Below are 26,571 nucleotides of genomic sequence, written 5' to 3' on the forward strand. Positions count from 1 at the left end.
AACAACAGCGTGGTGGCGAAAAGAATGAGCCCGGCTTGACGTACTTTCGATTGTTTGAACATGGCTTGACCGCCTTTATTGTTATTTCCTGATGCCTGCCTGCATATCTCCATGACGGCAGAGCGTTGCACTTCCTGTCCGACGAGCGCCTCGGCAAAACCCGACGACAACTTCGTACATGATTACCTTAGGGCCCGCGTCACTCTTGGCTTAGATCCATTTCATATGGAGAGATATCTATAGGCTATGAAAATAGCATGAGGCCTATTGCCAGCTTCTTTGCCGCCCGTTTGCTAGACCTCTCGCCGACCTGAAACGGTTAACCCCGTAGCACGCTACCGTTCGTCTGAGCGTGTGCGTCAATGGTGCTGAGCGTTGTGGTCATTGAATCTGAGGGCGCAGGGCATAAGGTGAAGCTTCTAAAAGAACAAGAAATCGAGGACGTCATGACCCAAGCTTTGATTTTCGACGCGTTACGCACGCCCCGGGGCAAAGGCAAGGCCGATGGCGCCTTGCACAGCGTCAAGCCGATTAATCTGGTCGCCGGCCTGATGACCGCGCTGCAACGGCGCATGTCCCTGGACACCAGCCAGGTCGACGACGTGGTGCTGGGGTGCGTGACGCCCATCGGTGATCAAGGCTGCGATATCGCCAAGACGGCGGCGCTGGTGGCGGATTGGGATATCAGCGTGGCGGGCGTGCAGATCAACCGGTTCTGCGCCTCGGGACTCGAGGCGGTGAATCTCGGGGCGATGAAAGTGCGTTCCGGTTTTGAAGACCTGGTGGTGGTCGGCGGCGTCGAATCCATGTCCCGGGTGCCCATGGGCAGCGACGGCGGGGCGTGGGCCCTGGACCCGCAAACCAACCTGCATACCCATTTTACCCCGCAAGGTGTGGGCGCCGATCTGATTGCCACACTGGAAGGTTTCAGTCGTGAACAGATCGACGCCTACGCGCTGCACTCCCAGCAAAAGGCAGCGCGGGCTCGGGGCGATGGCTCGTTCAGTAAATCCCTGGTGCCGGTGCAAGATCAGAACGGCATCGTCCTGCTCGATCATGATGAATTCATTCGCGCCGATTCGACTCTCGAAGGGTTGGGCAAGCTCAAGCCGAGCTTCGAAATGATCGGCCAGTTGGGCTTCGACGCCACTGCACTGCGGGTCTACAGCCATGTGGAGCGCATCAACCACGTCCACACCCCCGGCAACAGCTCCGGCATCGTCGATGGTGCAGCGCTGATGCTGATTGGCTCAGAGGCCAAGGGCCGGGCGCTGGGCTTGCAACCTCGGGCGCGGATCGTTGCCGCGGCGGTGACCAGCACTGACCCGACCATCATGCTCACGGGGCCCGCCCCGGCCACGCGCAAGGCCCTGGCGAAGGCCGGTTTACGGGTCGAGGATATCGATCTGTTCGAGGTCAACGAGGCCTTCGCCTCGGTGGTGCTGAAGTTCATCAAAGACATGGCCATCGACCCGGACAAGGTCAACGTCAACGGCGGCTCCATCGCCATGGGGCACCCATTGGGCGCCACCGGCTGCGCAATCCTTGGCACCTTGCTCGACGAACTGGAAGCCCGCCAGTTGCGCTACGGCCTCGCGACCCTGTGTGTCGGCGGCGGCATGGGCATCGCCACGATCATCGAACGCTTCTGAGCCCCGACTTCAAGGAACATCGTCATGACCGAAGCCATCCGTTACGAAAAGGGCCAGGACCAGATCGTCGTCCTGACCATTGATATGCCGGGCCAGAGCGCCAACACCATGAACGCTGTGTACCGCGACGCCATGGCGGACTGCGTGAAGCGCCTGGTCGAAGAGAAAGCGTCGATAGCCGGCGTCATCATCACCTCGGCGAAAAAGACTTTCTTTGCCGGCGGCGACCTCAATGAACTGATCAAGGTCGGCAAGCCCGAGGCCAAAGCCTTCTACTGCATGGTATTGACCCTCAAGGCCCAGCTGCGCGCCCTGGAAACGCTCGGCAAACCCGTGGTCGCCGCGATCAATGGCGCAGCGCTCGGCGGCGGCTGGGAAATCTGCCTGGCGTGCCATCACCGCGTGGCGCTGGATCATTCCTCGGTGCAGCTTGGCCTGCCGGAGGTCACCCTGGGACTGCTGCCGGGCGGCGGCGGGGTCGTGCGCATGGTGCGCCTGCTGGGGATCGAGAAAGCCTTGCCGTATCTGCTGGAGGGCAAGAAGGTACGGCCTCAACAGGCCCTGCAGGCCGGTTTGATCGACGAGCTGGCGCAGGACCCGCAAGAGTTGCTGAGCAAGGCCCGGGCCTGGATCCTGGCCAATCCGGCCGCCGTGCAGCCATGGGATGTGAAGGGCTACCAGATACCCGGCGGCACGCCATCGCACCCCAAAGTCGCGCAGATGCTGGCGATCGCGCCATCGATCCTGCGCAGCAAAACCCAGGGCTGCATGCCCGCACCGGAAAAAATCCTCTGTGCGGCGGTGGAAGGGGCCCAGGTTGATTTCGACACAGCCCACCTGATCGAGACCCGCTATTTTACCGAGTTGACCACCGGCCAGGTGTCGAAAAACCTGATCGGCACCTTCTGGTTTCAGCTCAATGAAATCAACGCCGGCGGCTCCAGGCCCCAGGGGCATGCCCCGTTCACCACGCACAGGGTCGGCGTGCTGGGTGCCGGGATGATGGGCGCGGGCATTGCCTTCGTCAGCGCCTCGGCGGGTATCGAGGTAGTGCTCAAGGACATCAGCCTGGCCGCAGCAGAGAAGGGCAAGGCCCACTCGGCGACACTGCTGGATAAAAAAGTCGCTCGCGGGCAGCTGTCATCCGAGCAGCGCGAAGCAATTCTGGCGCGGATTCTACCGAGCGAAAATGATGCTGACCTGGCCGGCTGCGACCTGATCATTGAAGCTGTGTACGAGGATCGGGAGCTCAAAGCCAAAGTGTCCTCGGCCGCGCAGAAAGTCGTCGGTGCCCAGGCGGTGATTGCCTCCAACACGTCCACCTTGCCGATCAGCGGCCTCGCTACCGCCGTGCCCGACCAGACCCGGTTCATCGGCCTGCATTTTTTCAGCCCGGTGGAAAAGATGCCCCTGGTGGAGATCATCAGAGGCTCGCGCACCAGCGATGAAACCCTGGCCCGCGGTTTCGATTTTGTCCTGCAAATCAAGAAAATCCCGATCGTCGTCAACGACAGCCGTGGTTTCTTCACCTCGCGGGTGTTTGGCACCTTCACCAACGAAGGCATCGCCATGCTCGGCGAAGGGGTCAGCGCGGCGATGATCGAAACCGAGGCGCGCAAGGCGGGCATGCCGATTGGACCGCTGGCGATTTCCGACGAGGTTTCCCTGAGCCTCATGAGCCACATCCGCCAGCAAACCGCCAAGGACTTGCTGGCGGAGGGCAAACCGCTGATCGAGCATCCAGCCTTTGCGGTGATCGATCTGTTGCTCAACGAGTACAAGCGTCCTGGCAAGGCCGCAGGCGGCGGGTTCTATCAATACCCAAGTGGTGGCCAGAAGTACCTGTGGCCGGAACTGAAAACACGCTTCGAAACGGCCGACGGGCAGATCTCGCCCAAGGACGTGCGCGACCGCCTGCTGTTCGTGCAGGCCATCGAAACCGTGCGGTGCCTGGAGGAGGGCGTGCTGACTTCGACGGCGGATGCCAACATCGGCTCGATTTTCGGCATCGGCTTTGCGGCCTGGACCGGCGGCGCGTTGCAGTTCATCAACCAGTACGGCGTGCAAGACTTCGTCGCTCGCGCGCAGTACCTGGCCGAGCAATATGGCGAGCGATTCACGCCGCCGGCACTGCTGCTGGAAAAAGCGGCCCGGGGGGAGACGTTTTAGGGGACCGATGATGCCTGTGGGGCTTGCCTTGTCACGGTGTTTCGAGGCAGGCTCTGGGTGTGCATTATTCCCATCACGTGTCAGGTATTTTTTATGTCGTTACGCATCTGCATTCTGGAAACCGACATCCTGCGTCCGGAACTGGTCGATCAATATCAGGGTTACGGGCAGATGTTCCAGCGTCTGTTCACGCAGCAGCCAATTGCCGCCGAGTTCACGGTGTACAACGTGATGCAGGGCGAGTATCCCGACGATGAGCAGGTGTTCGATGCTTATCTGGTCACCGGTAGCAAGGCCGATTCCTTTGGCACCGACCCTTGGATAGAAACCCTCCGGGCTTATCTGCTCAAGCGCTACGAGCGCGGCGACAAGTTGCTCGGCGTGTGTTTCGGTCATCAGTTGCTGGCGCTGCTGCTGGGCGGCAAGAGCGAGCGCGCCTCTCAAGGATGGGGTGTCGGCACCCACAACTACAAGCTCGCGGCCAAGGCGCCGTGGATGAGCCCGGTCGTGGAAGAGCTGACGTTGCTGATCAGCCACCAGGACCAGGTCACCGCGCTACCGGAAAACGCCACAGTCATCGCCTCCAGCGATTTCTGCCCGTTTGCCGCGTATCACATCAACAATCAGGTGCTGTGCTTCCAGGGGCATCCAGAGTTCATCCACGACTACTCGCGAGCGCTGCTGGACATCCGCCAGCAGGCCCTGGGTGAGCAGATTTACCAGAAGGGCGTGGCCAGCCTGGACCATCAGCACCACGGCGCGACCGTGGCCGAATGGATGATGCGGTTCGTGGCGCACAAGCCAGAGCTCAAAGCGGTCTAGCCGAAAGCTCTGGGAGCAAGGCTTGTGAGCGCAAAACTGTGGGAGCAAGGCTTGCCCGCGATCGAGTGCGCAACGCTCGCCTTGCTCCTACAACCACCCCGATCTCTTGAAACTCGCCCATAAACTCACACAGCCCACCGCAATAAACCCCAGCACCGCAAAATATCCGTAGTGCCAGGTCAGCTCCGGCATGTTCTGGAAGTTCATCCCGTAGATCCCGGCCACCGCCGTCGGGAACGCCAGAATCGCCGCCCATGCCGCAAACTTGCGCTGCACCACGCTTTGGCGTGATGCCTCCAGCAACACCCCGACCTCGATCGTCTGGCTGGCAATATCGGCCAGGGTCGTGAGGTCTTCCATCTGCCGGGTGACGTGGATCTGCACGTCGCGAAAGTACGGCCGCATGTTTTTGTCGATGAAAGGAAAGCTGAGCCTCTGCAGCTCCTCGCCAATCTCCACCATGGGCGCTGCATAACGCCGAAGGCGCACGACATCGCGACGCAGGCCGTGGAGCTTCTGGATATCGCGTTCATTCAGCGCGCTGCACAACACATTGCGTTCCAGCTCATCGATCTCGGCGTGGATCGCTTCGCCCACCGGCTGGTAGTTTTCGATCACGAAGTCGAGGAGCGCATAGAGGACAAAATCTTCCCCGTGCTCCAGCAGCAGCGGACGTGCCTCACAACGTTGTCGGACGTAGGCGTAGGACGCCGAATGCCCATTTCGCGCAGTGATGATGTAGCCGTTGCCGGCGAAGATGTGGGTTTCAATGAACTCGAGTTTTCCGTGTTCATCGCGGATGGGCGAATAGGTGACGATAAACAGCGCGTCGCCGAAGGTCTCGAGCTTGGGCCGGCTGTGTTTCTCCAGGGCGTCTTCAATGGCCAGTTCGTGCAGGTTGAACTGGCGTTGCAGGTTGGCCAGTTCCTGGGCATCGGGCTCTTCCAGCCCGATCCAGACAAAGTGGTCAGGCTTGGCAGCCCAGGCAGCGCCCTCGTCGAGGGTGATGTTGGTAACTTTTTTCCCGGCGCTGTAAACCGCAGCCGCAACAACTCTACCCATGGTGTTGGTTCACTTCTGATTAGCAGGCAGTGTCCAGCTTAGCCCGTAGGAGCTGTCGAGTGAAACGAGGCTGCGATCTTCTTACACTGTCGCCTGTACGCTCGGCCATCCATGGCCAAGATCGACTAGCCCGCCAGAATCTGCCGATCCATCGAAGCAATGCACTCACGCATCTGCTCGCGACATTGCTCGATCAATGCCGGCATATCATCCAGGCTCAACCCGGCCGTAGGAATTGCCGGCAAAGAGCGGATCAGAATCTTCCCGCTATCCCAGCGATTAAGGCGCATGTGCTTCACATAAGTGCTGACGCACACCGGCACAATCGGCACCCCGGCAGCGATCGCCATCTGGAACGCACCTTTCTTGAACGGCAGCAGATCTTCACCCAGGTTACGCGTGCCTTCCGGAAACACCCAGATCGAAGTGTTCTCATTCTGCAGCGTATGAGTCGTCGTCAACATCGACTTGCGCGCCTTCTGCGCATTGCCCCGGTCGATCAGCACGTTACCGGCCAACCAGAACAACTGCCCGAACAGCGGTACCCACTTCAGGCTCTTCTTGCCGATGCACACGGTGCGGTACGGAACCACGTTGCCGAACACGAAAAGATCATAGTTGGACTGATGGTTGGCGATGATCACGCAGCTCGCAGGCTTGTCCATCAACGGGCCAACTTCGGCCTTTACCCGCAGGCGCAGGATACACATGGCCGGCCAGGCGTAGAGGCGGGCGCACAGGCGGCTGTTGTCCGGGTTGAAAGGTCGGCACAGGCCGAGAATCACGCCCAGCACACCGGCGAGAATAAAGTGCAATCCCATCAATAACATACGAAACGCGAACAGCATTTAGAGGCCCCACCGGGACAAAAGGTGGCGCAGTGTACGGATGTGCACTGTTTTCGGCAATTGTCGCTATAGAGTTCGGAGATAGGCGATGTTTAAGCACATGTTTCCGACTTGTGTGTCAGACGCGTCCTAGAGCTGTCGTAGGATTTCTCATCAGTCGGAATGCTTTTGCAGGAGCGAGCTTGCTCGCGAAGAACTCATGGACACCGCGTTTACCCAGGCTTCACGCGTGATCGTTGACGTTTTTCGCGAGCAAGCTCGCTCCTGCAATGAGCAGCATGACCGCACAAGGGTCGGGCTTCTCAGTGGCGCCAGTCCGCGCTTAGCCCATATGTTGCTGATCCAGGACGATGGCGTTGTCCAGCGTCTCCAGCAGCGCCTTGCGCACTTTCAGCTTGGTGTTCTTGTGCGCGGTCATGTTGATCTTCTTCAACTGCCGGGCAGCAGCCAGCGCAGCCCCTTGCAGTTCATCGGCAGACACCACGACGTCAAGGAAACCTGCGTCCACGGCACTTTGCGGATTGAACATCTCGCCATTGATCACGGAGCGGTGGAAGGCCGACTTGCGCAGGCGATCGCGCGCCAGCTCGATGCCGGCATGGTGCATGGTCATGCCGATCTGCACTTCGTTAAGGCCGATGCTGAAAGCCCCCTCGACCCCAATGCGGTAATCCACCGACAACAGCAGGAACGCACCCTTGGCCACCGCATGTCCGGTGCATGCAACGATCACCGGGAACGGGTGCGCCAACAGGCGGCGAGCCAGCGTCGAGCCAGCCGTGACCAGGGCTACGGCTTCCTTGGGACCGGACGTCATGACCTTCAGGTCATAACCCCCCGACAAAATCCCGGGCGTGCCGGTGATGATCACCACCGCGCGATCAGTCACCGCCTGATCCAGCGCAGCATTGAACGCGGCAATGACGTCCGGCGAGATCGCATTGACCTTGCCGTTGCTCAAGGTCAGTGTCGCGATACCGTCTTCGAGGTGGTAGGAGATCAACTCACTCATGACGCGGTTCCTTGTATGAAAGATGAGGCAGACGTTACCCACCACCGTAGGCCAGGTAAAGCGCCGTGACTGACTCGCCGGTCACCCCGTGTCGCCGCTCAGCGCCTGGCCAGCCACCGCCGCTGTGCCATCCCCTCTATATAGAAGGGGCGGCCAAGCCGGAGATTGGCAGGTTTGCCATGGCCTGCGCGTAGCCAGAACAACTAAATCGCTAACCGCATGAAAATTCTGAAAAAAATATTTGCCATCGGAAAAGCTTTCGACTACATTAGCGCGCCTCGACAGACAGAACATGTTTGAAGAGATACGGTGAAGTGTCCGAGTGGCTTAAGGAGCACGCCTGGAAAGTGTGTATACAAGAAATTGTATCGAGAGTTCGAATCTCTCCTTCACCGCCACATTAAGTAAACACAAACCCCTGATTTTCCTAGAGAAAGTCGGGGGTTTGTGGTTTTTGGTGTCTGAAAAAGACCGTATGGGAACGACATGGGAATGCGGCGGGCTCGAAGGCCTGTTTCGTATTCTTTAAATGTCATGACAAAAATTTTGCCTCCATAGATTTTTGTACATACAATAAAGCGATGCAAATATCCTTCGATCCCGCCAAGCGTGACAAAATCCTGTTCGAGCGGGGTGTTGATTTTGCCGACGCTGGTGCCGTTTTTGCCGGGCATCACTTCACAGGCAAAGACACACGACAGGAATACGGAGAGGTCCGCTTTATCACCGTGGGGCTGCTGATCGGTCGAATGGTTGTAATTGTCTGGACACCTCGCGGCGAGGCCCGCCGCATCATCTCTATGAGGAAAGCCAATGAACGCGAACAAGTGCAATACCGAAGCCGCCTGGGTTGACCCAGATGATGCACCTGAGCTCACAGACGCTTTCTTTAAGCGCGCTGGCGAGTTCAACGGCACGCGACTTGTCCGGCGCGGTAGACCCAAGGCGGACGTGGTGCGCGAGCGGATCACGATCCGACTGGAGCCAGACGTGTTGGCTCAATTCAAGGCATCTGGCCCAGGTTGGCAAACGCGGATGAATGCCGCCTTGGCCGACTGGCTCAAGACACATACACCAGGTGATTTGAAAGCATAGCCACCGACCGGAGTAGGTCGGCGGGAGTCTGGCGCCCGTAGAGGTCGGGGCAGCAGCGCGGGAACGGTGATGAGCCGTTACCCGCGTTTTTTATGGGCGTTGTTTGTGCTGCCCCTCTGGCCTGCTCCAGCGGGAGGACAGTGGAAAGGTGGGGATCTTAATTCGTGAAGTGTGCTGTTAACATCCAGCCCTGGCCACTCACCTCTCGAATGGAATCGATCCTCATGCCACTGCCTGACACCACCTACCCGAAAATCGCCAAGTCGGCCGCCACGCTGCTGATGTCGATCCTGCCATGCCTGGCTTTCGCGGTCACGCCAACAACTTTCCCGGACGCTGCAGCCAGCGACCCCGCCAAACTTGGCTGGATGGTCGGCTCGCCGCCGCCCCCAGAGCGCACCGTGCGGTTTGCCGATGGTAGTTATTTCCAGTTTCCGGCGATGCGCTGGAGTGTTTCCAACTTCCGGCAGCTGATGCCCACCGTCAACGTGTCCCGCGGGCTGGGTGCGCCTGTTGCGCTGGAGTCAGCTTTGCGCCAGGACATCGATGCGCTGAGTTTTACCCCGCTGGGTGCGCAGCAGTCGATGACCTGGGAGCAGTCGCTGGCGGCGACTTATACCGACGGGATTGTGGTGCTGCATCGCGGCAAGCTGGTCTATGAGCGTTATTTGGGTGTACTGAGCCCGCAAGGGCAGCACGCGGCGATGTCAGTGACCAAGTCGGTGGTGGGCACACTCGGTGCCACGTTGGTGGCTGAAGGGCAGATTGACGATAACAAGCGAGTGGTCGAGTACGTGCCTGAACTGGCGGGATCGGCGTTCGGCAATGCAACGGTGCGCCAGGTCCTGGATATGACCACCGGCCTCAAATTCAGCGAAGACTACGCCGACCCGAAGGCTGATGTCTGGGCCCATGGCCGGGCGGGGAGTCCGTTGCCTTTCGCCAAGGACTATACCGGGCCGCGCAGTTACTTCGAGTACCTGCAGACAGTGCAGCCCCAGGGTGAGCACGGTGCCGCGTTTGCCTACAAGACGGTGAACACCGATGTCCTGGGTTGGATTATCGCGCGTGCGACCGGTCGTAACGTGGCGCAGTTGCTGTCGGAGCGTATCTGGAGCCGCTTGGGAGCGGAGCAGGATGGGTATTTTACCGTTGATTCCATCGGCACGCCGTTCGCCGGTGGTGGGCTGAATACCGGGCTGCGTGATCTGGCGCGATTCGGTGAGATGTTGCGTAATGACGGCCGCTTCAATGGCCAGCAGATTGTGCCCAAGGCGGTGATCGACGACATCCGTCGCGGTGGCGATAAACAGGCGTTTGCCAAGGCCGGTTATGACTTGCTCAAGGGCTGGAGCTATCGCTCGATGTGGTGGGTGACGGACAAGGAGGGCGGGGCGTTCATGGCGCGCGGGGTGTATGGCCAGCGGATTTATGTCGATCCCAAAGCCGAGCTGGTGATCGTGCGGTATGCATCGCACCCGGTCGCAGCCAACGCCGCCAATGATCCGGTGACGCTGCCGGCCTTCGAGGCGCTGGCTCGGTATCTATCCCGCTAGAACCAGAGTCCATTCGTCGGGCGCGCTGTGATATGAATGACAAGTCCAGTCGTGACCGACTAGTCTCAAAATCCTTGGTGATCGATATGGTTCGGGCAAATAGGGCTTGCCGGTGTCGATCCCGCGTTTGAAGGGGCGAAGTGATGACTGAACCGTATATCGAAGACGACGGGTCCGAGTTTCCGATCAACAATTGCGTCCAGTGTGGCCATACCGAATACGTGGCCAGCTTTGGGGAGGACAAGCACCAGGTTGGCAAGATCAAATCGATGGTGAGCCAAGGACCCAAGGCGAAGTTCCTGCCCAGGGTAGCGGCCGCTTCCAGAAAGTAAGCAGCCATCTGACAACCCCGCTGAACAGCGGGGTTTTTTATGTGCGCCGAAACAATTTAACCAGGCGTGTTGATCTCAAATTCTTTCACAACTTTTTCACAAGGGTTTGCGTAGTCTCAGCTCATCCGTTAGAAAGCAAGTCCTGGCCCGTTTCCCCAGCGGGCTTTTTTTTGCCTGTCATAAAACCTTTTCCCATATCGCTGTCCAACCGTCGCTGTTTCCAGCAACGGAGGATTTGTGTGGACGTTTCCTCCGCAGGGGCATTCAATGCCCGGGTTTCGGTTTCTCCCTATTTTTTGAGGTTTTTGTCATGCGTTTAACACTGCCTGCTCTGGTTCTGGGACTTTTCGTTGCGCAAGGCGCGATGGCCGCTGGCGATGGCACGGCCGCGATCGGCGGCGGCCTGGGCGGCGCCTTGGGTAACGTGGTTGGCCAAAGCATGGGCGGCAGCACGGGCGCAGCAGTCGGCGCAGGCGTCGCGGGCGCAGCCGGCAGCGCTGTTGCGGCACGTAAAGGCAGCCGCACCAAGGCTGCGATCGGCGGTGGTGTTGGCGCTGCAGGTGGCTCGGTGATTGGTAACAGCCTGGGCGGCAAGACCGGTTCCACCATCGGCGCAGGCCTGGGCGGTGCATTGGGCGGTGGCGTCGGCAGCAACCTCGGCAAGGGTCACAAGCGTCACTGATCCTGGCGGAACGATACAAAAGCCGGGAGTGCGCTGAGCACTGTAGGAGCGAGCTCGCTCGCGAAAAACCAGAGGCCGCCGCGGAGTGTCTGGGGCCCCGCGTCATCGTTAACGACCATCGCGAGCAAGCTCGCTCCTACAAAAAGCGCCTTAACAGCAGAGCATCATGGCTAATTGCCGGGCTTTTGCGTTTATGAACGTTTCTGTCCGCAGAGGCTCAAAGCCATTACATCCCCAACGCATGCGAGGTGCACCATGACATCTAAATCCGAAAGCAAACCAGGCGACTGTCGTCGTCAAGGCTTGACGTTGTCTGCATTGGTATTGGGACTGATGGTCAGCCACGGCGCCGTGGCCGCTGGCGACGGCACCGCAGCAGTCGGCGGCGGCCTCGGTGGGGCACTCGGGAATGTCGTGGGTCAGCAAATGGGCGGCAGCACTGGCGCGGCCATCGGCGCAGGCGTCGGTGGGGCTGCGGGTAGCGCGGTAGGTGCGCCCAAGGGCAGCCGCACGGCAGCTGCGGTGGGGGGTGGTTTGGGTTCTGCGGGTGGTTCGGTGATTGGCAACAGCCTGGGCGGCTCGACCGGTTCGACCATTGGCGCAGGCCTGGGTGGCGCAGCCGGTGGCGCTGTCGGCAACAACCTGGGTACCGATGACGGTGGTTCGCATTCCAAGGGCAATCACAAGCACAAGAACAAAAACAAATATAAGAATAAGCATCGTTGATCCATCCCTGCACCCTGCGAGGTATGCTCCATGACGCCTGAAACAGAAGGCAAGGAAGAAAAAGGTCCGAGTGGACTGCCGTTTATCAACGATCCGGGAAATGAAGATCCGGGGTCGGTTATGGATGACGCGACAGTGCCGCTCAATGACTCCGATGACGCTGGCGATGTCGACTACGAAGACGAAGAGCTGGACGAAGACGAGCAATAAGCTGCCGACCGACTGTCTCTCTCATAGCACTGCCGTGCCGCCGAGGTCGTCGAACTGTCAGGGCCTGCCATTGCAGGCCCGTCGAGAGGTGGCCCATGAAACCTGTTCCCAAAGCATTCGACCCGGATGAAACGCCTGAGTATCCCCTGCCATCACCCACGGACTCCCTGAGTCGGGATCAACAGCCGCCTGACGAAGACACGGCCGTGGAGCAGTTGCCCGGGGATGATGTGAAGCGTGGGGATGTAGAGGCCGTTCCCGATGATCAGGACATGGCCGATAATGATGCATCGGATGAACCGAGCTGAAGTCGTCGTGGCTGTCGGATGCGCAAGTCTCTGGCCTGCCCCCTGTCAATATCCTGCTGAACCCTTTAATCCGTCGCAGAATCGGTGCTAACGTGCGGGTCCTCTTGTTGTTGAAAACGGATCAGACGCGATGAATGCACCGCTGAACGAATTCGGCCCGATCAAGGCTGTGATTTTCGATATGGACGGCTTGTTGCTGGACACCGAGGGCATCTACACCGAGGTCACGTCGATGATCGTCCAGCGCTATGGCCGGGTGTTCGACTGGAGCATCAAACAGAACATCATCGGGCGCGGCGCAAATGATCTGGCGCGCTACGTGGTCGAGGCCCTGGACCTGCCGATCTCCGCAGAAGAATTCCTGGTGATTCGCGAACCGCTGATGCGTGAGCGTTTTCCACACGCGCTGGCAATGCCCGGCGCACAGGAACTGGTGCGGCACTTGAAGGCGAACAATATCCCCATCGCGGTGGGCACCAGTTCTTCACGTCAGTCGTTCGGCCAGAAAACCACGCTGCACCGGGAGTGGTTCGATTTATTCGATTTCATCGTCACGGCTGATGATCCGGAAGTGGGCGAGGCCAAGCCGGCACCGGACATCTTTCTGACCGCCGCGCGGCGTCTGGGTGTCGATCCGGCCGACTGCCTGGTGTTCGAGGATTCGCCCTTCGGCGTCACAGCAGCGAAGGCGGCGGGCATGACCGCCATTGCCATCCCGGATGCGGCCATGGCGGATGAAAAGTACGCACATGCCGATGGCATCCTGCGCACGCTGAAGGCGTTCAAGCCCGCTGACTGCGGCTTGCCGGCGTTGGAATGGGCGTAAACCAGCAGGCATGAAAAAGCCGGCCACCTGATCAGGTGGCCGGCTTTTTCACGCAGGTGTCGCCATCAGGCGCCAAAGCCGCCGTCGATGGTCAGGCTGGCACCCGTGATGTAGCCCGCTTCAGGGCCCACCAGGTACGCCACGAAGCTGGCGATTTCATCGGCATGACCGTAGCGACCTACTGCCATCAGCGGGATCAGGCTGTCGGCAAAGTCACCCTGTGCAGGGTTCATGTCGGTGTCGACCGGGCCGGGTTGCACGTTGTTGATGGTGATCCCGCGCGGGCCGAGGTCGCGTGCCAGGCCTTTGGTCAGGCCGACCAGCGCCGACTTGCTCATGGCGTACGGACCGCCACCGGCGAAGGGCATGCGATCGGCATTGGTGCTGCCAATGTTGATGATGCGACCGCCTTCGGTCATATGCCTGGCAGCGGCCTGGGTAGCAATGAATACGCTGCGTACGTTGATGGCCAGGGTCTGGTCGAAGTCTTCGAGCTTGAAATCTTCCAGTGGCGCAACCGCCAGCACACCCGCGTTGTTCACCAGGATATCCAGCGCGCCGAAGGCTTCGACGGTGGCCGTGACCGCGTGACGGATGGCCTCGGCATCGGCGCTGTCGGCCTTGATGGCCAGGGCCTTGCCGCCATTGGCGGTGATGCTGTTCTGCAATTCTTCGGCTTTTGCCGTGGAGCTTACGTAAGTGAAGGCAACGGCTGCGCCTTCAGCGGCCAGGCGTTTGACGATGGCTGCGCCAATACCGCGGGACCCGCCTTGGATCAAAGCCACTTTACCGCTGAGGTTCTGAGTAGTCATGTCTGTCTCCAAAGTCGCCGGGGCGAGATGCCCCGGTTGATGGAGCCTAGTATCGGTTCGGAACTACCTGCTGGGTAGCCGGTCATCAAGATAGTCTGTGTAAACCATAAGTTTATAATGGCTGCTGTGGAAGCCATCAGCAGTATCGAATGCTGAGGGCTTCCCAGGGCTGAACAAAGGCTTTTGTCAAACGTCGGTCAAGCGATCCGCCTTCACCACAAGGCCAATGTGTAACTCAGGATCAGCCGTGTCTCATCCAGGTCATTGCTGAAGTTCGAGCGGACCGTCGCATTTCGAACCTTGACCCCAAGATTCTTCAGCGAACCGCTTTGCACCACGTAGCCGATATCAGTGTTGCGCTCCCATTCTTTCCCCGAATGACTGCCCGCTACCTGCACATTGTCGCCGTTGACGTAACGGGTCATGAAGGTGAGGCCGGGAATGCCCAGTGCGGCGAAGTTGTAGTCATAGCGCACCTGCCATGAGTGCTCATCGGTGTTGGCAAAGTCGTTGATCTGCACAAAGTTGACCAGGTAGGGGTCGCTATTGGCGATGTACGGGAACGGGTCGTCACCGCTCATTCGCTGATAGGCGCCGGTCAATACGCTGGAGCCAAGGGTGTAGGCCACTTGCCCGTTCGCTGCACGGTTGTCGAGTGGGCGGAAATTACCGTCGTCGGTACTTTTCGAATAACGCAGGTCGAACTTGAGCGACTGTTGCGCGGCGAGAGGGATTTCATAAACTACGCCGCCAAAGTACTGGCGATAGACATTTTCCAGGTTGCCGTAGAACAGGCTTGTACTCAGAGCTTTATTAAAACTGTAGGTGCCGCCGGCAAATCGGAAATCATCACTGACGCCGCCGATGCGGTTACCCGTGAAGTCCTGGTAGTTTGAAGAACTGTTAAACTTGATTTGCTTTAGTTTGCCGCCTTGCAGGGCCAATTGGTCGATATCTTTTGAGGTCAGCAGCGCTCCTTCGAAGGTCGAAGGCAACAGGCGCGTGTCATTACTCGACACTACTGGCGTACGGAAAGCCAGGGAGCCGACTTTGAGTTCCGTTGCAGAGACCTTCGCCTTGGCCGTCAGGCCCAGCTTGGAATACTCGCTTTGCGAACCGCGGCCGTTCTTCGAGCTGAGGTCAGCGGGCAACAGGCCGGTTCCACCGGACCCATCACCGCCGTCAAGCTTGATGCCGAGCATGCCGATGGCATCAAGGCCGACGCCAATAGTGCCTGCGGTATAACCCGACTCGATGCGCAGCATCGCGCCCTGCGCCCACTCCGCCGCAGCGTCACGCTCTGCCGTGGGCGGGCCGTTACGAAAGTCACGACTGAAGTAAAAGTTGCGCAGTTCCACACTCGCTTTGCTGTCGGCAATAAAGTCGGCAGAGGCGGTCACTGGAAAAACCAGCGCGCAGGTACCCGCAATGGCAAAAGCCTTGTTGATTGACATGCTCTTGATGCTCCAGATAAACGGCAGCTTTTAATGGTCAGGTTTTATTGTTTTTTTCATGAAAAGTTACAGCTGAACTTTTCTGCGGGCAGCACGCGGCAAACGGGTGGTTAACCCGTTGCGCGACTACCTGTAAAAGGAAAAGCTTTAAATCAAGCCAGGGTCTTGATGCGGCCAATCACCGAGCCGGCTTCAAAATAGTCTCCTGCCTGTTTGGCGATCTGCACCTGGCCTTCACAAGGTGCAAGGACCGAAGTTTCCATCTTCATGGCTTCTACAACGGCGATGACCTGCCCGGCACTCACCGACTCGCCGTCTTCGACCACCCAGGTATGCAGATTACCCGCCACGGGGGTCAGTACCGCCTGCGGGTCAATGACCTCGGATAGGGCCGCGCTTTCGCTGGTGGTACCCGCTGCATTCAGGCTGACGCCGCGCAGCAGCGCAGCCGGAAGGCCCAGTTCGTGGCGTTTGCCGTCGATCTCGACAAACGTACGCAGGATTTCCGGGTCGGCCGATACAGCAACTCGTGGGGCGAGCGTGATCTGCTCGGCGAAATCGGTCTCGATCCAGCGCGTGTGTACGGCGAATGTATCGGTACCGGTGAAGTCATGATGGTCCATGACGGCCCGGTGGAACGGCAGCACCGAGGCGATGCCCTCGATGTTGAACTCAGCCAGTGCGCGCCGGGCGCGGACGATAGCCTGTTCGCGAGTGGCGCCGGTGACGATCAGTTTGGCCATCATCGAATCGAAGGTGCTGGGCACTCGCGAGCCGCTTATAACGCCGCTGTCCAGGCGCACGCCCGGGCCAGACGGTGGCAGGAAATCGGTGATCTGACCGGGGGTGGGCAGGAAGCCTTTGCCCGGGTCTTCCGCGTTGATGCGAAACTCGAAGCTGTGGCCACGCGGGGTCGGCGTCTCGCTGAAGGACAGCGGCAAACCATCGGCGATCCGCAATTGCTCGATCACCAGGTCAACCCCGGTGGTCTCTTCAGTCACCGGGTGCTCGACCTGCAAGCGGGTATTGACCTCAAGGAACGACAGGGTGCCATCCTGGCTGAGCAGGAACTCCACCGTACCGGCACCGACGTAGCCCGCCTTGGCGCAGATATCCTGGGCAGACTGATGAATACGCTGGCGCTGTTGGTCGCTGATAAAGGGCGCAGGCGCTTCCTCCACCAGCTTCTGATTGCGCCGCTGCAAGGAGCAGTCACGCGTGCCAACGACGACGACCTTGCCGTGTTTGTCGGCGAGGATCTGCGCTTCGATGTGCCGGGGGCGGTCGAGGAACTGCTCGACGTAGCATTCGCCACGACCAAAGGCCGCTTCTGCTTCGCGCACGGCTGAGGCGAACAATTCAGCCACCTCATCCATACGCCAGGCGACTTTCATGCCGCGTCCGCCGCCGCCAAAGGCTGCCTTGATGGCAATTGGCAGGCCGTGCTGCTCGGCAAAGGCCAGTACTTCGGCGGCGCTTTCGACTGGGCCAGGCGTACCGGCCACCAGGGGGGCACCGACCAGGTGGGCAATTTTTCGCGCCTCGACCTTGTCGCCGAGCACGTCGATGGTCTCCGGGTTGGGACCGACCCAGATCAGCCCGGCCTCGATCACTGCCCGGGCGAAGTCGGCCCTCTCAGACAGGAAACCATAGCCGGGGTGCACGGCATCGGCGCCGCTGCGTTTGGCGATGGCGATCAGTTTGCCGATATCCAGGTAGGTCTCGGCCGGGCGCTGGCCATTGAGTGAATAGGCTTCGTTGGCTCGGCGCACGTGCAGGGCGTCGATGTCCGCATCGGCATACACCGCCACAGACTGCACGCCGTAGTCGCTGCAGGCGCGGGCGATGCGGACAGCAATTTCACCACGGTTGGCAATCAGTAATTTCTTCATGGGAGTTTGTTCACATCGGCAGTTGAAGAAGAGGCTTGCGTATCGGGTTGCATCTCTTTGAAGCCACCCAGAGGGTTGAAGCGAATCTGCGCATTGACCGGGATCTGGCCCGCCAGGTCCAGGTGGTAGCTGGCGACTGCGCCGATCACCGGGTAACCACCGGTCAACGGGTGATCGGCGAGAAACAGCACCGGTTGGCCGCTGGCCGGAACCTGGATGGCGCCCACGGAAGTGCCTTCGCTGGGCAACTCCTGGTGGTTGCTGCGTTCCAGCGGCGTTTCACCCGCCAGGCGAATACCAACCCGGTTGGACTGTGAGGTGACGCGCCAGAGCTGGCTGCCCAGACGCTGGATGGCGTCTTCGGTAAACCAGTCAGTGCGCGGCCCCATGACCACGTCGAGGGTCACGATGTTGGCCGCGGTGGGCAGGTCAAAGGCGGGAGATTCGTTCAACGAAACGCTGGTGCCTGTCGTCAGCGCGTTAAAGCCCAGTCGGTCACCGGCCGCGAGAGCAGGGGGGCCGACCTGGGCGAGCGTGTCGGTGGAAAGGCTGCCGAGCACCGCAGTGGCCTCAAAGCCGCCGCGAATCGCCAGGTAACTGCGCAACCCTGCCGAAGGTGAACCCAGGCTGACTTTGTCCCCGGGCTCCAGTTCGATGGGCTGGTAGTTGTCGGCAGACCATTGCAGGCCACTGGCGTTGGTGATGATGACCGGGGTCTGCGCGCCGGTGATTGCGATCACCGCATGGCCATGACAGATGAAGCTCAGGCCGCCGAGCACCGCTTCCACGCAGGCCATGTCCGAAGGGTTGCCGACCGCGCGGTTGGCTGCGCGCAGCGCGCCGAGGTCCAGCGCGCCGGAGCGGGATACGCCTTGGCCGGTCTGGCCGGGTCGGCCCATGTCCTGCAACACGCAGTGCAAGCCGGGCGTAATGATTTGCAGGTAGGCACCGCTGGGGGCGGCGGCGCTTGCCTGCGCAGTGGGGGCGGGCAGGCCACCTGCCGGAAGCGGGCCGGCATCGGTGAACCGCACTTTGTAGCCGGGGCGAAGCAGGGCCGATTCAGCACGGTTCAGGTCCCACATCTGCAACGGCGTGACGCCGATGATCTGCCACCCACCAGGGCTGGCTTGTGGATAAACACCGCTGAATTCCCCCGCCAGGGCAACCGCTCCTGCGGGTATGCGGGTGCGCGGCGTTTGTCGGCGAGGCACCTGGAAACCCGCACCGCCGGTCAGGTAGGCGAAGCCCGGAGCGAAGCCGCAAAAAGCCACGCTGTAGTCATGGGCGGTGTGGCGTTGAACCACCTCGGCGCGGCTGATCCCCAGCAGCGTTGCGACTTCGTCCAGGTCTTCACCGTTGTAATGAACGGGAATTTCCACCCGGCGATGCTCGATCGCGCGGCGCTGGCTCAGGTCCTGGCCGGCGATACGATTGACCAGCGCCTGCCGCGCAATGGCGCTGGGGCGGAACTGGATCAGCAGGGTACGTGCGGCAGGAATGATTTCTTCCACGCCCGCAATAGGCTCCGCCGTCAGGGCGTCGAACAATGCCAGGGTCTCATCCAGGTCGTTCAATTCGACGAGCAGGGCGTCCAGGTTTACCGGTAAGAAACGCACAGCAGACTCCTAGACGTGGTACGTGCTGTCGGGCACGTCGGTGATGAACATATGGCCGGGCGAATGGGTGATTGCGAAGGGTACGCCCGAGGCCATGACCGCGGCTTGAGGCGTTACGCCGCAAGCCCAGAACACCGGGACCTCGCCCGGCTCGATGCGCACGGCGTCACCGAAATCGGGCCGAGCCAGGTCGTCGATCCCCAGCAAGCCAGGCTCGCCGACGTGGACCGGGGCCCCATGCACCGAGGGGTAGCGCCCGGAGATACCGCAGGCCTCGGCCACGCGATCAGCTGGGATCGGCCGCATCGAAACCACCATCTCACCCTGCAGGCGCCCGGCCGGGCGGCAGGCACGGTTGGTCAGGTACATCGGCACGTTGCAGCCATCGGCGATATGCCGTACTTCAATGCCTGCCTCTTGCAGGGCTGTTTCAAAGGTAAAGCTGCAACCGATCAGGAAGGCCACCATGTCGTCGTGTTCGGCCCAGGCCTGGGTCGCGTCGCTGACTTCCTCCACCAGCTTGCCGTCACGCCAGATGCGGTACAGGGGCAGGTCGGTGCGCAGGTCAGCGCCCGCCGCCAGCCGTGTGTGTGGGCTGGCGGCGTCAGTGACGTCAAGCACCGGGCAAGCCTTGGGGTTGCGTTGGGCATAAAGCAGGAAGTCGTAGGCCCAGTCGCGGGGCAAGGCAATCAGGTTCGCCTGAGTCATGCCCGGGGCGATGCCGGCGGTGGGGGTGACCAGGCCGCCGCGGTAGGCCGAGCGAGCTTCACGGCCAGCGGCGATGGCCGCCTGACGAGCGCGTTCCAGGGCGTTCATGGACGACCTCCGGCAAACGGTTGCAGGGACATGTTGGCCTGTTCCAGCACGCGACGCAGTTCGCGGGCCATGTCCACCGCTGCCGGGCTATCGCCGTGGACGCAGATCGAGTCGGCCTGGATGCTGACCAGGCTGCCATCGATCGCTTCCAGGGTGCCGTGCTCCACGAGATGCAGCATGCGTTGGGCGACGAGCTTGGGATCGTGCAGCACGGCGCCGGGTTCGCGGCGAGAGACGAGGGTGCCTTGTGGCGTATAGGCACGGTCAGCGAAGGCTTCGGCGATACACTGCAAGCCCTCGTTACGGGCCAGTTCAATGAGGCTTGAGCCTGCCAATGCAACCAATACCAGGCTGGAGTCGATCGCGCGGATGGCCTCGATCACGGCCAACGCCTGACGACGATCGTGAGCAATGGTGTTGTACAGGGCGCCGTGGGGCTTCACATAGCGCACGCTGCTGCCAGCGGCCTTGGCCAGGCCCTGAAGCGCGCCGATCTGGTAGATCACGTCAGCCGTCAGTTCATCGCTGGACAGGTCCATGTTGCGGCGGCCAAAGCCGACTTTGTCCGGGTAAGCGACATGGGCACCAATGGTGACCCTTTTTGCCACTGCAGCTTTCAGCGTCTGCAGGATGCCGGCCGGGTCGCCGGCGTGAAAACCGCAGGCGACATTGGCGCTGGTCACGACGTCGAGCATCGCGGCATCGTCGCCCATGCGCCAGGCGCCAAAGCTTTCGCCCAGGTCGCTGTTGATGTCTATCGTTGGCATTAACTTGACTCCTTGTTCGTCATCGGGCTCACGCAATGTTGAGGAAGGCAAAGATCGGCCCGACGGATTTGATCGCCATGTACCAGGTCAGCAGGCAGGTCACGGCGCCCAGCAGCAACAACCAGCGTGGGTAATGGTAACCGTCCATGAGGTCGGACCGGCGCCAGCCGACGTAGATGAAGATGCTCAGGCCGATTGGCAGTATCAGGCCATTAAAGCCGCCCGCGAAGAGCAACAATGCCGCCGGAGCCGTGCCCATCAGGATAAAGATCAGCAGCGACAGGGCGATGAACACCATCGTGGCGCGGTTACGTCCCTTCTCGGTGATGCTCGGCATAAACACGGTGATGAAGGAAATGGACGTGTAAGCAGCGCCAATCACACTGGTGATACTGGCGGCCCAGAGGATGAGGCCGAAAACGCGCAGGCCGATTTGCCCAGCCGCTGCCTGGAAGGCTTGCGCGGCCGGATTGGCGCCCTGACCCGAGGTGTCGATGACGACGCCGCTGGCCACCACGCCAAGGATGGCGAGAAACAGGACGTAGCGCATCAGGCCGGTGACCAGGATGCCGCTCAGGGCGGCCCTGGTCACTACCTGGAGGTTTTCGACGCCGGTAGTACCGCGGTCCAGCAGTTTGTGAGCCCCGGCATAGGTGATGTAACCGCCGACCGTGCCTCCGACAATGGTGGTAATGGTGGCGAAGTTGATCTGGTCCGGAAGTACGGTCTGGTAGAGCGCTTCACCCAGTGGCGGGTTAGAGGCAAAGGCCACGAATAGGGTCAGGCCAATCATCACCAGGCCCAGCACGACGATCAGCCGGTCGACGGCCAATCCGGCGCGGTGGGAGAGGAAGATGCCGATGGCCAGCAGGGCGCTCAGGCTGCCGCCCCATTTTGCATCAAGCCCCATCAGCGCGTTCAGGCCCAGCCCGGCACCGGCGATGTTGCCGACGTTGAACACCAGGCCGCCGAAGATCACCAGCACCGCCAGCAGGTACCCACTGCCTGGAATCGCTTTGTTGGCCACGTCTGCGGCACGCATTCGGGTCAGGGTGACGATGCGCCAGACGTTCAGTTGCACCACGAAGTCGATAAGAATCGACGCCAGGATACCGAACGCAAATGCCGCACCCATCTTGGCCGTGAAGGTGGCGGTCTGGGTAATGAATCCAGGACCGATGGCAGAAGTCGCCATCATGAAAATGGCGGCGATCAGGGAGGACCGTCGCGCCTTGGCAAAATCCTGAGCGGTCTGTGTCCCGGCGGACGGTGTCACGGCTGTCTCTGTCACGGCATCATTCCTTCGGTAGGGGATGATTTGATTGAGCAACGAGCGTGCCAGGTTTCAATCATACGGCTGAAAGTGTTGATGCATGGCTATTTGATTGTTGAACAATCTATTGGTGGTGGTTCCACAATGCGCACCATTTTGTAACCATATCACTCCTGCGTGTTACTTATTGATGCACACGGCACCCTCGGTTCTTGCTATGCGCTGAGCTCTGATAGAACATCAAAATGACTCTCCCTGACTCTGGACCGCACATGAACGACGTTGCACATTCCCTTCCGCGCTCGCTGGGTGAGTCCATTACCCAGGAGGTCCGCAGGATGCTGGTCGAAGGCGAATTGGTACCGGGCCAACGGCTGTCCGAAGCGGCGCTGGCCGATAGCCTGCAGATCTCCCGCAACACGCTCAGAGAGGCGTTCAGGGTCCTGACCCGGGAGGGTTTGCTCAAGCATGAGCCTAATCGCGGGGTCACTGTGGCGGTGCCTGATATGGCGTCGATTATCGACATCTATCGTGTACGCCGCTTTATCGAATGCAAGGCCATTGCCCAGGGATACCCGCTGCACCCGGGAACATTGCATATGCGTCAGGCGGTGGAGGCGGGCATGCAAGCGCGCGAAGCCAAGGATTGGAAAGCAGTCGGCACCGCTAACATGATGTTCCACAAGGCTATCGTCGAGCTCGCCGACAGTCCGCGATTGGTGGTGTTCTATGGGCAGATATCGGCCGAGCTGCGCTTGGCGTTCGGCCTGCTGGATGACGCCGAGTTCCTGCATATGCCTTACGTCGACATGAACATTTCAGTTTTGCGTTGCATAGAAGAGGGGCGACCGGAGGAGGCGACCCGGATGCTCGAAGCCTATCTGGTGCAATCGGAGCGCACCGTTCTGGCAGCCTACGAACGCAGCATGAATCGATAGCCAGTCCCTCATGGAAACCTTCAGCAGTATCGAATGCTTTGTACGCAGTGCCGAAGTCGGCAGCTTTGCCGAAGCCGCGCGGCGCCTGAGCCTTACGCCGGCGGCGGTGGGCAAGAGCGTCGCCAAGCTGGAGGCGCGCCTGGGCGTGCGCTTGTTCCAGCGCAGTACGCGCAGCCTGAGGTTGACCGAAGCCGGCCAGCTGTTCCTCGGCGAAGTCAGCACCAGCCTGAACACCATCCAGAACGCCGTGGCCAACCTGGCCAGCGCGCAGGGGCTGCCGGCGGGAACGTTGAAGGTCAGCATGGGCACGATGTTCGGTCGGCTGTACGTGGTGCCCCTGCTAGGCGAGTTTTTGCGGCGATTCCCGGCGATCAACCCTGACTGGCATTTCGATAACCGCCAGGTCGATCTGATCGCCCAAGGGTTTGACGCGGCGATTGGCGGCGGGTTTGACCTGCCCCAGGGCGTGGTCGCTCGCAAGCTGACGCCGGCGCATCGGGTGCTGGTGGCTTCAGCCGAATACCTGTCGAGCCGGGCGCCGATCCTGGAGCCTGAAGATCTCGGGCATCACGACGGTATCCTGATTCGTTCACCGCAAACCGGCCGCGTGCGCTCGTGGCAGTTGACCAGTCGCACCCGGCAACACAGTCCCCTGGTGCTCAAGGCGCGGATGACCATGAGCGATTCCGAAGCAGCCTGTGCCACGGCGGCCCAAGGCTTGGGCGTGGCCTTGGTCAGCATGCCTTTTGCGCTGGGGTATCTGGAGGCGGGGACCTTGCAGCGGGTGTTGCCGGACTGGTGCGTCGACGATGGCAACATTTCCATCTACTACGCCGAACACAAGTTGCTGCCGGGCAAGACCCGGGCGTTTGTGGATTTTGTGATTGAGCAGTTTGCGCAGCAGGGGTTGGGGCAGCGGTTCAGTGCTATCTGAGCAAGGCTATAGACCGAGGTGCAGCCATCGCGGGCAAGCCCGCTCCCACAGGTTCGATGTTAGCTCCAAGTATGTGTACTGCCTGTGGGAGCAAGGCTGCTCCCACAGGCTCGATGTAGTCTCCAATTACAGGTGATACCAGTGGGAGCGGGCTTGCCCGCGATTGGGGCACCTCGGTCTACCGACCAAACCGCCCCGGCCAACCAATGATCTTCTTCGGCCGCGGCGTCGCATAGGTGCGCACCTTGGACGTCGACAAGCCCAGTCGCACCAGTGATTCGGCAATGGTGACCGCCGCTGTCACGCCATCCACGACCGGCACGCCGGTGCGCTGGCGGATCTGCTCGTCCAGCCCGGCCATCCCGCCGCAACCCAGGCAAATCACCTCAGCCTTGTCTTCGAGCACCGCCAATTCCGCCTGGCGGACGATGGCTTCCAGCGCACGCTGCGGATCCGATTCCAGCTCCAGCACCGCCAGGCCACTGGCCCGCACGGAGGCGCAGCGATCCCACAGGCCGGAGAGTTTTAACCGGTCCTCGATCAGGGGCACGGTGCGATCCAGGGTCGTGACCACCGAGTAGGCATGGCCGAGAAACATCGCGGTACTGGCGGCGGCATCGGTGATGTCCACCACCGGCACGTCCAGCAGCTCCTGCAGGCCTTCGCGGCCGTGCTCGCCGTAGCCGGCCTGGATCACCGCGTCGAAAGGCTGGTCGTAAGACATCACCCGGTCCATCACGGCAATCGCTGCCAGGTAACTTTCGAAGTTGCCCTCCACGGAGTCGGCGCCGAAGTAGGGCGTCAGGCCAATAATTTCGGTGCCCGGGGCAGCCACTGCCTGGGCCGAGCGGGCAATGGCCTGGGTGATGGACTCGGTGGTGTTGACGTTGACCACGAGAATTCGCATGGGAAGTCCTTATAGCAGGTGGTTCTGCAGCCCGACGTCGCCGGGCCGCCAAGGGTTAGTGACTGGCGTTGTCGACCGCGATGGATTCGCCGCTGACGTCAGCGTAATGAGGCTCGCGCCGGGCGATGATCAGGTAGAGCATTCCGGCAATCCCGGCGCCGATCAACCAGGAAAACGGGGACACGCTGTGAAAGCCCGGCACCAGTGCCAGGACGATGGCGATCAGCGCTGCAGGAATGAACGCTGCCACCGCGCGCAGGTTGACGCCGCGGCTGTAGTAATACGCGCCGTTGGGGTCTTCGCTGTACAGCTGCGGCACGTTGACCTGGCCTTTTCGCACCAGCCAGTAATCGACCATGATCACCCCGTACAGCGGCCCCAGCAGGGCGCCCAGGCCGGACAGGAAGTACACGATCACCAGCGGGCTGTTGTAGAGATTCCACGGCAGGATCAGCACCGCAAGGGTAGCGCTGATCAAGCCGGCGCGGCGGAAGGTCAGGTATTTCGGTGCCAGGTTACTCAGTACGAAAGCCGGTGCGACGAAGTTGGCCATGATGTTGACGGCCACGGTGACGATCAGGAACGCCAGGCAGCCCAGCACCAGGAAGAAGGTATTGGGGATAGAGGCAATGATCTCGGTGGGGCTTTCGATGATTCGGCCGTTGATCTGGAATTGCGCGCCGCACAGCAGGACTGTGATGGCGGCGAATACCAGGATGTTTACCGGCAGTCCCCAGAAATTGCCGACCTTGATGGTCTTGCGGCATGGCGAAGAGCGGGCAAAATCGCAGAAATTGAGGATCAGCGTGCCGTAGATGGCCAGCCACAAGGCGCCGCCAGCAAAGATGTTGCGCCACATCTCGGCGCCGCTCAGCGGTTCGCGGATCGACCAGGCGATCGTCGCATCGGCCTGGGTGTACATCCAGCCGGCGAGGGCGGCAACGGTCAGCAGGATCACCGGGCCGGCGAACGCTTCATAGCGCCGCACCATCTCCATGCCGTAGGCCAGGATGGCCAGTTGCACCAGCCAGATAGCGACGAAACACACCCAGCCCAGGCTTGACAGGCCGAGGATCGAGTTGTGGTCATAGTCGGCAAAACCAGGGTGTACTGCCGTCAGCAGCACCCGCAATACCACCGAGGCCAGGTACGTCTGGATGCCGAACCAGGCGATGGCGATAACGGCGCGGATCAATGCAGGAATCTGCGCGCCATGAATGCCGAAACTGATCCGGCTGATCACCGGAAACGGCACGCCGGTTTTCTGGCCCATGTAGCCGGACAGGTTCATGAAGAAGTAAACGAGAGCTGCGCCAATCCCCAGCGACAGCAGAATCTGCCACCCCCCGAGCCCCAGCGCATACAGGCCGATGGCGAAGGAGTAGTTGGCGATGTTGTGCACATCGTTGGTCCACAGGGCGAAAATACTGTAGCGGCCCCAGCGCCGCCCCTCGGCCTTGGTCGGTGCCAGGTCCTTGTTGTGCAGGCGCGGGCTGAGAACAACGGGGCCGTCGCAAGGTTGATCGAGGGATGAGGGAGGGAGGTGTAGATCCAGCGCAATATTGTTATTGGAGAGGCTAGTACGCATTCCGGCAGGCTCCTGAAGCTTGGCGCTGCGATGACTGTGCTTGAGCAAGGGCTCGACAAATCTTCGTCGCGAACGGCAAACATCATTGGTTTCGGGGCATCTGCAGCCTGTACGGGATAGGGCGCTTCAGGCTTGCGGATCTAAAGTGTGTGTATGTTTTGGATCGTGTTGTATACAAAACATGTATGCACTCAAGCGAGATCTGTGCCAGTGAGCGATCTATGAAAGTGGCTGTTAATTTCATTTTGTTATCAAATTTCGCTAACTCTTTGAT

At 60.6% G+C, this 26,571-nt stretch carries 26 protein-coding genes and 1 tRNA gene; 15 read left to right on the plus strand and 12 right to left on the minus strand.

From position 1 onward, the window contains the following. Positions 1-446: 446 nt before the first annotated feature. The 3 genes from UB23_RS08840 to UB23_RS08850 all read left to right on the plus strand — a co-directional run bounded on the left by UB23_RS08840 (position 447) and on the right by UB23_RS08850 (position 4,643). On the plus strand, positions 447-1,652 hold the full coding sequence (locus UB23_RS08840; RefSeq protein ID WP_045058994.1) for an acetyl-CoA C-acetyltransferase: 1,206 nt from the start codon (positions 447-449) through the stop codon (positions 1,650-1,652). Positions 1,653-1,676: 24 nt separating this feature from the next. Next, positions 1,677-3,821: a 3-hydroxyacyl-CoA dehydrogenase NAD-binding domain-containing protein gene (locus UB23_RS08845; RefSeq protein WP_045058969.1), complete on the plus strand. Its 2,145-nt coding sequence runs from the start codon at positions 1,677-1,679 to the stop codon at positions 3,819-3,821. Between the two features lie 93 nt (positions 3,822-3,914). Beyond that, a complete protein-coding gene (locus UB23_RS08850) occupies positions 3,915-4,643 on the plus strand; it encodes an amidotransferase (protein WP_045058970.1) in 729 nt (242 codons plus the stop codon). A gap of 87 nt (positions 4,644-4,730) precedes the next feature. On the opposite strand, the gene UB23_RS08855 is transcribed toward UB23_RS08850, so the two are convergent. The 3 genes from UB23_RS08855 to UB23_RS08865 all read right to left on the minus strand — a co-directional run bounded on the left by UB23_RS08855 (position 4,731) and on the right by UB23_RS08865 (position 7,565). Beyond that, a complete protein-coding gene (locus tag UB23_RS08855; RefSeq protein WP_045058971.1) occupies positions 4,731-5,705 on the minus strand; it encodes a magnesium and cobalt transport protein CorA in 975 nt (324 codons plus the stop codon). Positions 5,706-5,830: 125 nt separating this feature from the next. Further along, on the minus strand, positions 5,831-6,553 hold the full coding sequence (locus UB23_RS08860; RefSeq protein ID WP_045058972.1) for a 1-acylglycerol-3-phosphate O-acyltransferase: 723 nt from the start codon (positions 6,551-6,553) through the stop codon (positions 5,831-5,833). A 322-nt stretch (positions 6,554-6,875) separates the two neighbouring features. Continuing rightward, a complete protein-coding gene (locus tag UB23_RS08865) occupies positions 6,876-7,565 on the minus strand; it encodes a crotonase/enoyl-CoA hydratase family protein (protein WP_045058973.1) in 690 nt (229 codons plus the stop codon). A gap of 308 nt (positions 7,566-7,873) precedes the next feature. Here UB23_RS08865 and UB23_RS08870 point away from each other — a divergent pair. The 10 genes from UB23_RS08870 to UB23_RS08910 all read left to right on the plus strand — a co-directional run bounded on the left by UB23_RS08870 (position 7,874) and on the right by UB23_RS08910 (position 13,300). Further along, positions 7,874-7,963 (plus strand) — tRNA-Ser (locus UB23_RS08870). 183 nt (positions 7,964-8,146) lie between these two features. Then, entirely contained in the window at positions 8,147-8,419 is a 273-nt protein-coding gene (locus UB23_RS28400) for a BrnT family toxin (RefSeq protein ID WP_082069156.1), read from the plus strand. Continuing rightward, positions 8,379-8,660: a BrnA antitoxin family protein gene (locus UB23_RS08875; protein WP_045058974.1), complete on the plus strand. Its 282-nt coding sequence runs from the start codon at positions 8,379-8,381 to the stop codon at positions 8,658-8,660. The genes UB23_RS28400 and UB23_RS08875 overlap by 41 nt, the downstream gene beginning before the upstream one ends. A gap of 281 nt (positions 8,661-8,941) precedes the next feature. Beyond that, entirely contained in the window at positions 8,942-10,216 is a 1,275-nt protein-coding gene (locus tag UB23_RS08880; protein WP_152644259.1) for a serine hydrolase domain-containing protein, read from the plus strand. A 143-nt stretch (positions 10,217-10,359) separates the two neighbouring features. After that, positions 10,360-10,548: a hypothetical protein gene (locus UB23_RS08885; protein WP_045058976.1), complete on the plus strand. Its 189-nt coding sequence runs from the start codon at positions 10,360-10,362 to the stop codon at positions 10,546-10,548. A 310-nt stretch (positions 10,549-10,858) separates the two neighbouring features. After that, the gene (locus tag UB23_RS08890; protein WP_045058977.1) at positions 10,859-11,230 is read left to right on the plus strand and encodes a hypothetical protein; all 372 of its coding nucleotides are present in this window, start codon (positions 10,859-10,861) and stop codon (positions 11,228-11,230) included. A gap of 255 nt (positions 11,231-11,485) precedes the next feature. Then, positions 11,486-11,956 (plus strand): glycine zipper domain-containing protein, encoded by a 471-nt coding sequence (locus tag UB23_RS08895; RefSeq protein WP_045058978.1) that lies wholly within the window; start codon positions 11,486-11,488, stop codon positions 11,954-11,956. Between the two features lie 30 nt (positions 11,957-11,986). Beyond that, a complete protein-coding gene (locus tag UB23_RS08900) occupies positions 11,987-12,166 on the plus strand; it encodes a hypothetical protein (RefSeq protein ID WP_045058979.1) in 180 nt (59 codons plus the stop codon). A gap of 95 nt (positions 12,167-12,261) precedes the next feature. Continuing rightward, on the plus strand, positions 12,262-12,474 hold the full coding sequence (locus UB23_RS08905) for a hypothetical protein (protein ID WP_045058980.1): 213 nt from the start codon (positions 12,262-12,264) through the stop codon (positions 12,472-12,474). 130 nt (positions 12,475-12,604) lie between these two features. After that, positions 12,605-13,300, plus strand: a complete 696-nt coding sequence (locus UB23_RS08910) for an HAD-IA family hydrolase (protein ID WP_045058981.1) — start codon at positions 12,605-12,607, stop codon at positions 13,298-13,300. A 65-nt stretch (positions 13,301-13,365) separates the two neighbouring features. Here UB23_RS08910 and UB23_RS08915 read toward each other — a convergent pair whose 3' ends face one another. From UB23_RS08915 to UB23_RS08945, 7 genes are all read right to left on the minus strand, one after another. Next, entirely contained in the window at positions 13,366-14,112 is a 747-nt protein-coding gene (locus UB23_RS08915; RefSeq protein WP_045058982.1) for a 3-oxoacyl-ACP reductase family protein, read from the minus strand. 212 nt (positions 14,113-14,324) lie between these two features. Next, positions 14,325-15,566, minus strand: coding sequence for an OprD family porin (locus UB23_RS08920; protein WP_045058983.1), 1,242 nt, complete (start codon positions 15,564-15,566; stop codon positions 14,325-14,327). Between the two features lie 152 nt (positions 15,567-15,718). After that, on the minus strand, positions 15,719-17,458 hold the full coding sequence (locus UB23_RS08925; protein ID WP_045058984.1) for an acetyl/propionyl/methylcrotonyl-CoA carboxylase subunit alpha: 1,740 nt from the start codon (positions 17,456-17,458) through the stop codon (positions 15,719-15,721). Continuing rightward, complete coding sequence (locus UB23_RS08930) at positions 17,455-19,074, minus strand: 5-oxoprolinase/urea amidolyase family protein (protein WP_045058985.1); 1,620 nt, start codon at positions 19,072-19,074, stop codon at positions 17,455-17,457. Before UB23_RS08930 ends, UB23_RS08925 begins: the two co-directional genes overlap by 4 nt. A 9-nt stretch (positions 19,075-19,083) precedes the next feature. Next, complete coding sequence (locus tag UB23_RS08935; RefSeq protein ID WP_045058986.1) at positions 19,084-19,890, minus strand: putative hydro-lyase; 807 nt, start codon at positions 19,888-19,890, stop codon at positions 19,084-19,086. After that, entirely contained in the window at positions 19,887-20,657 is a 771-nt protein-coding gene (locus UB23_RS08940; RefSeq protein ID WP_045058987.1) for a LamB/YcsF family protein, read from the minus strand. The genes UB23_RS08935 and UB23_RS08940 overlap by 4 nt, the downstream gene beginning before the upstream one ends. A gap of 28 nt (positions 20,658-20,685) precedes the next feature. Further along, the gene (locus UB23_RS08945) at positions 20,686-21,948 is read right to left on the minus strand and encodes an NRAMP family divalent metal transporter (RefSeq protein ID WP_236695849.1); all 1,263 of its coding nucleotides are present in this window, start codon (positions 21,946-21,948) and stop codon (positions 20,686-20,688) included. A 254-nt stretch (positions 21,949-22,202) separates the two neighbouring features. Here UB23_RS08945 and UB23_RS08950 point away from each other — a divergent pair, with 254 nt between their 5' ends. Together UB23_RS08950 and UB23_RS08955 are read left to right on the plus strand one after the other, a co-directional pair. After that, positions 22,203-22,868, plus strand: a complete 666-nt coding sequence (locus tag UB23_RS08950) for a GntR family transcriptional regulator (RefSeq protein WP_082069157.1) — start codon at positions 22,203-22,205, stop codon at positions 22,866-22,868. Between the two features lie 10 nt (positions 22,869-22,878). Beyond that, on the plus strand, positions 22,879-23,802 hold the full coding sequence (locus UB23_RS08955) for a LysR family transcriptional regulator (protein ID WP_045058989.1): 924 nt from the start codon (positions 22,879-22,881) through the stop codon (positions 23,800-23,802). Between the two features lie 178 nt (positions 23,803-23,980). On the opposite strand, the gene UB23_RS08960 is transcribed toward UB23_RS08955, so the two are convergent. Further along, positions 23,981-24,709 carry an aspartate/glutamate racemase family protein gene (locus UB23_RS08960; protein ID WP_045058990.1) on the minus strand — a complete coding sequence of 243 codons (729 nt, stop codon included), beginning with the start codon at positions 24,707-24,709 and terminating at the stop codon, positions 23,981-23,983. Positions 24,710-24,764: 55 nt separating this feature from the next. Next, on the minus strand, positions 24,765-26,297 hold the full coding sequence (locus UB23_RS08965; RefSeq protein WP_045058991.1) for an NCS1 family nucleobase:cation symporter-1: 1,533 nt from the start codon (positions 26,295-26,297) through the stop codon (positions 24,765-24,767). Positions 26,298-26,571 lie beyond the last annotated feature (274 nt).

Origin of the sequence: Pseudomonas sp. ES3-33 (assembly GCF_000952175.1) — a bacterium.
GTDB classification, from domain to species: domain Bacteria; phylum Pseudomonadota; class Gammaproteobacteria; order Pseudomonadales; family Pseudomonadaceae; genus Aquipseudomonas; species Aquipseudomonas gregormendelii.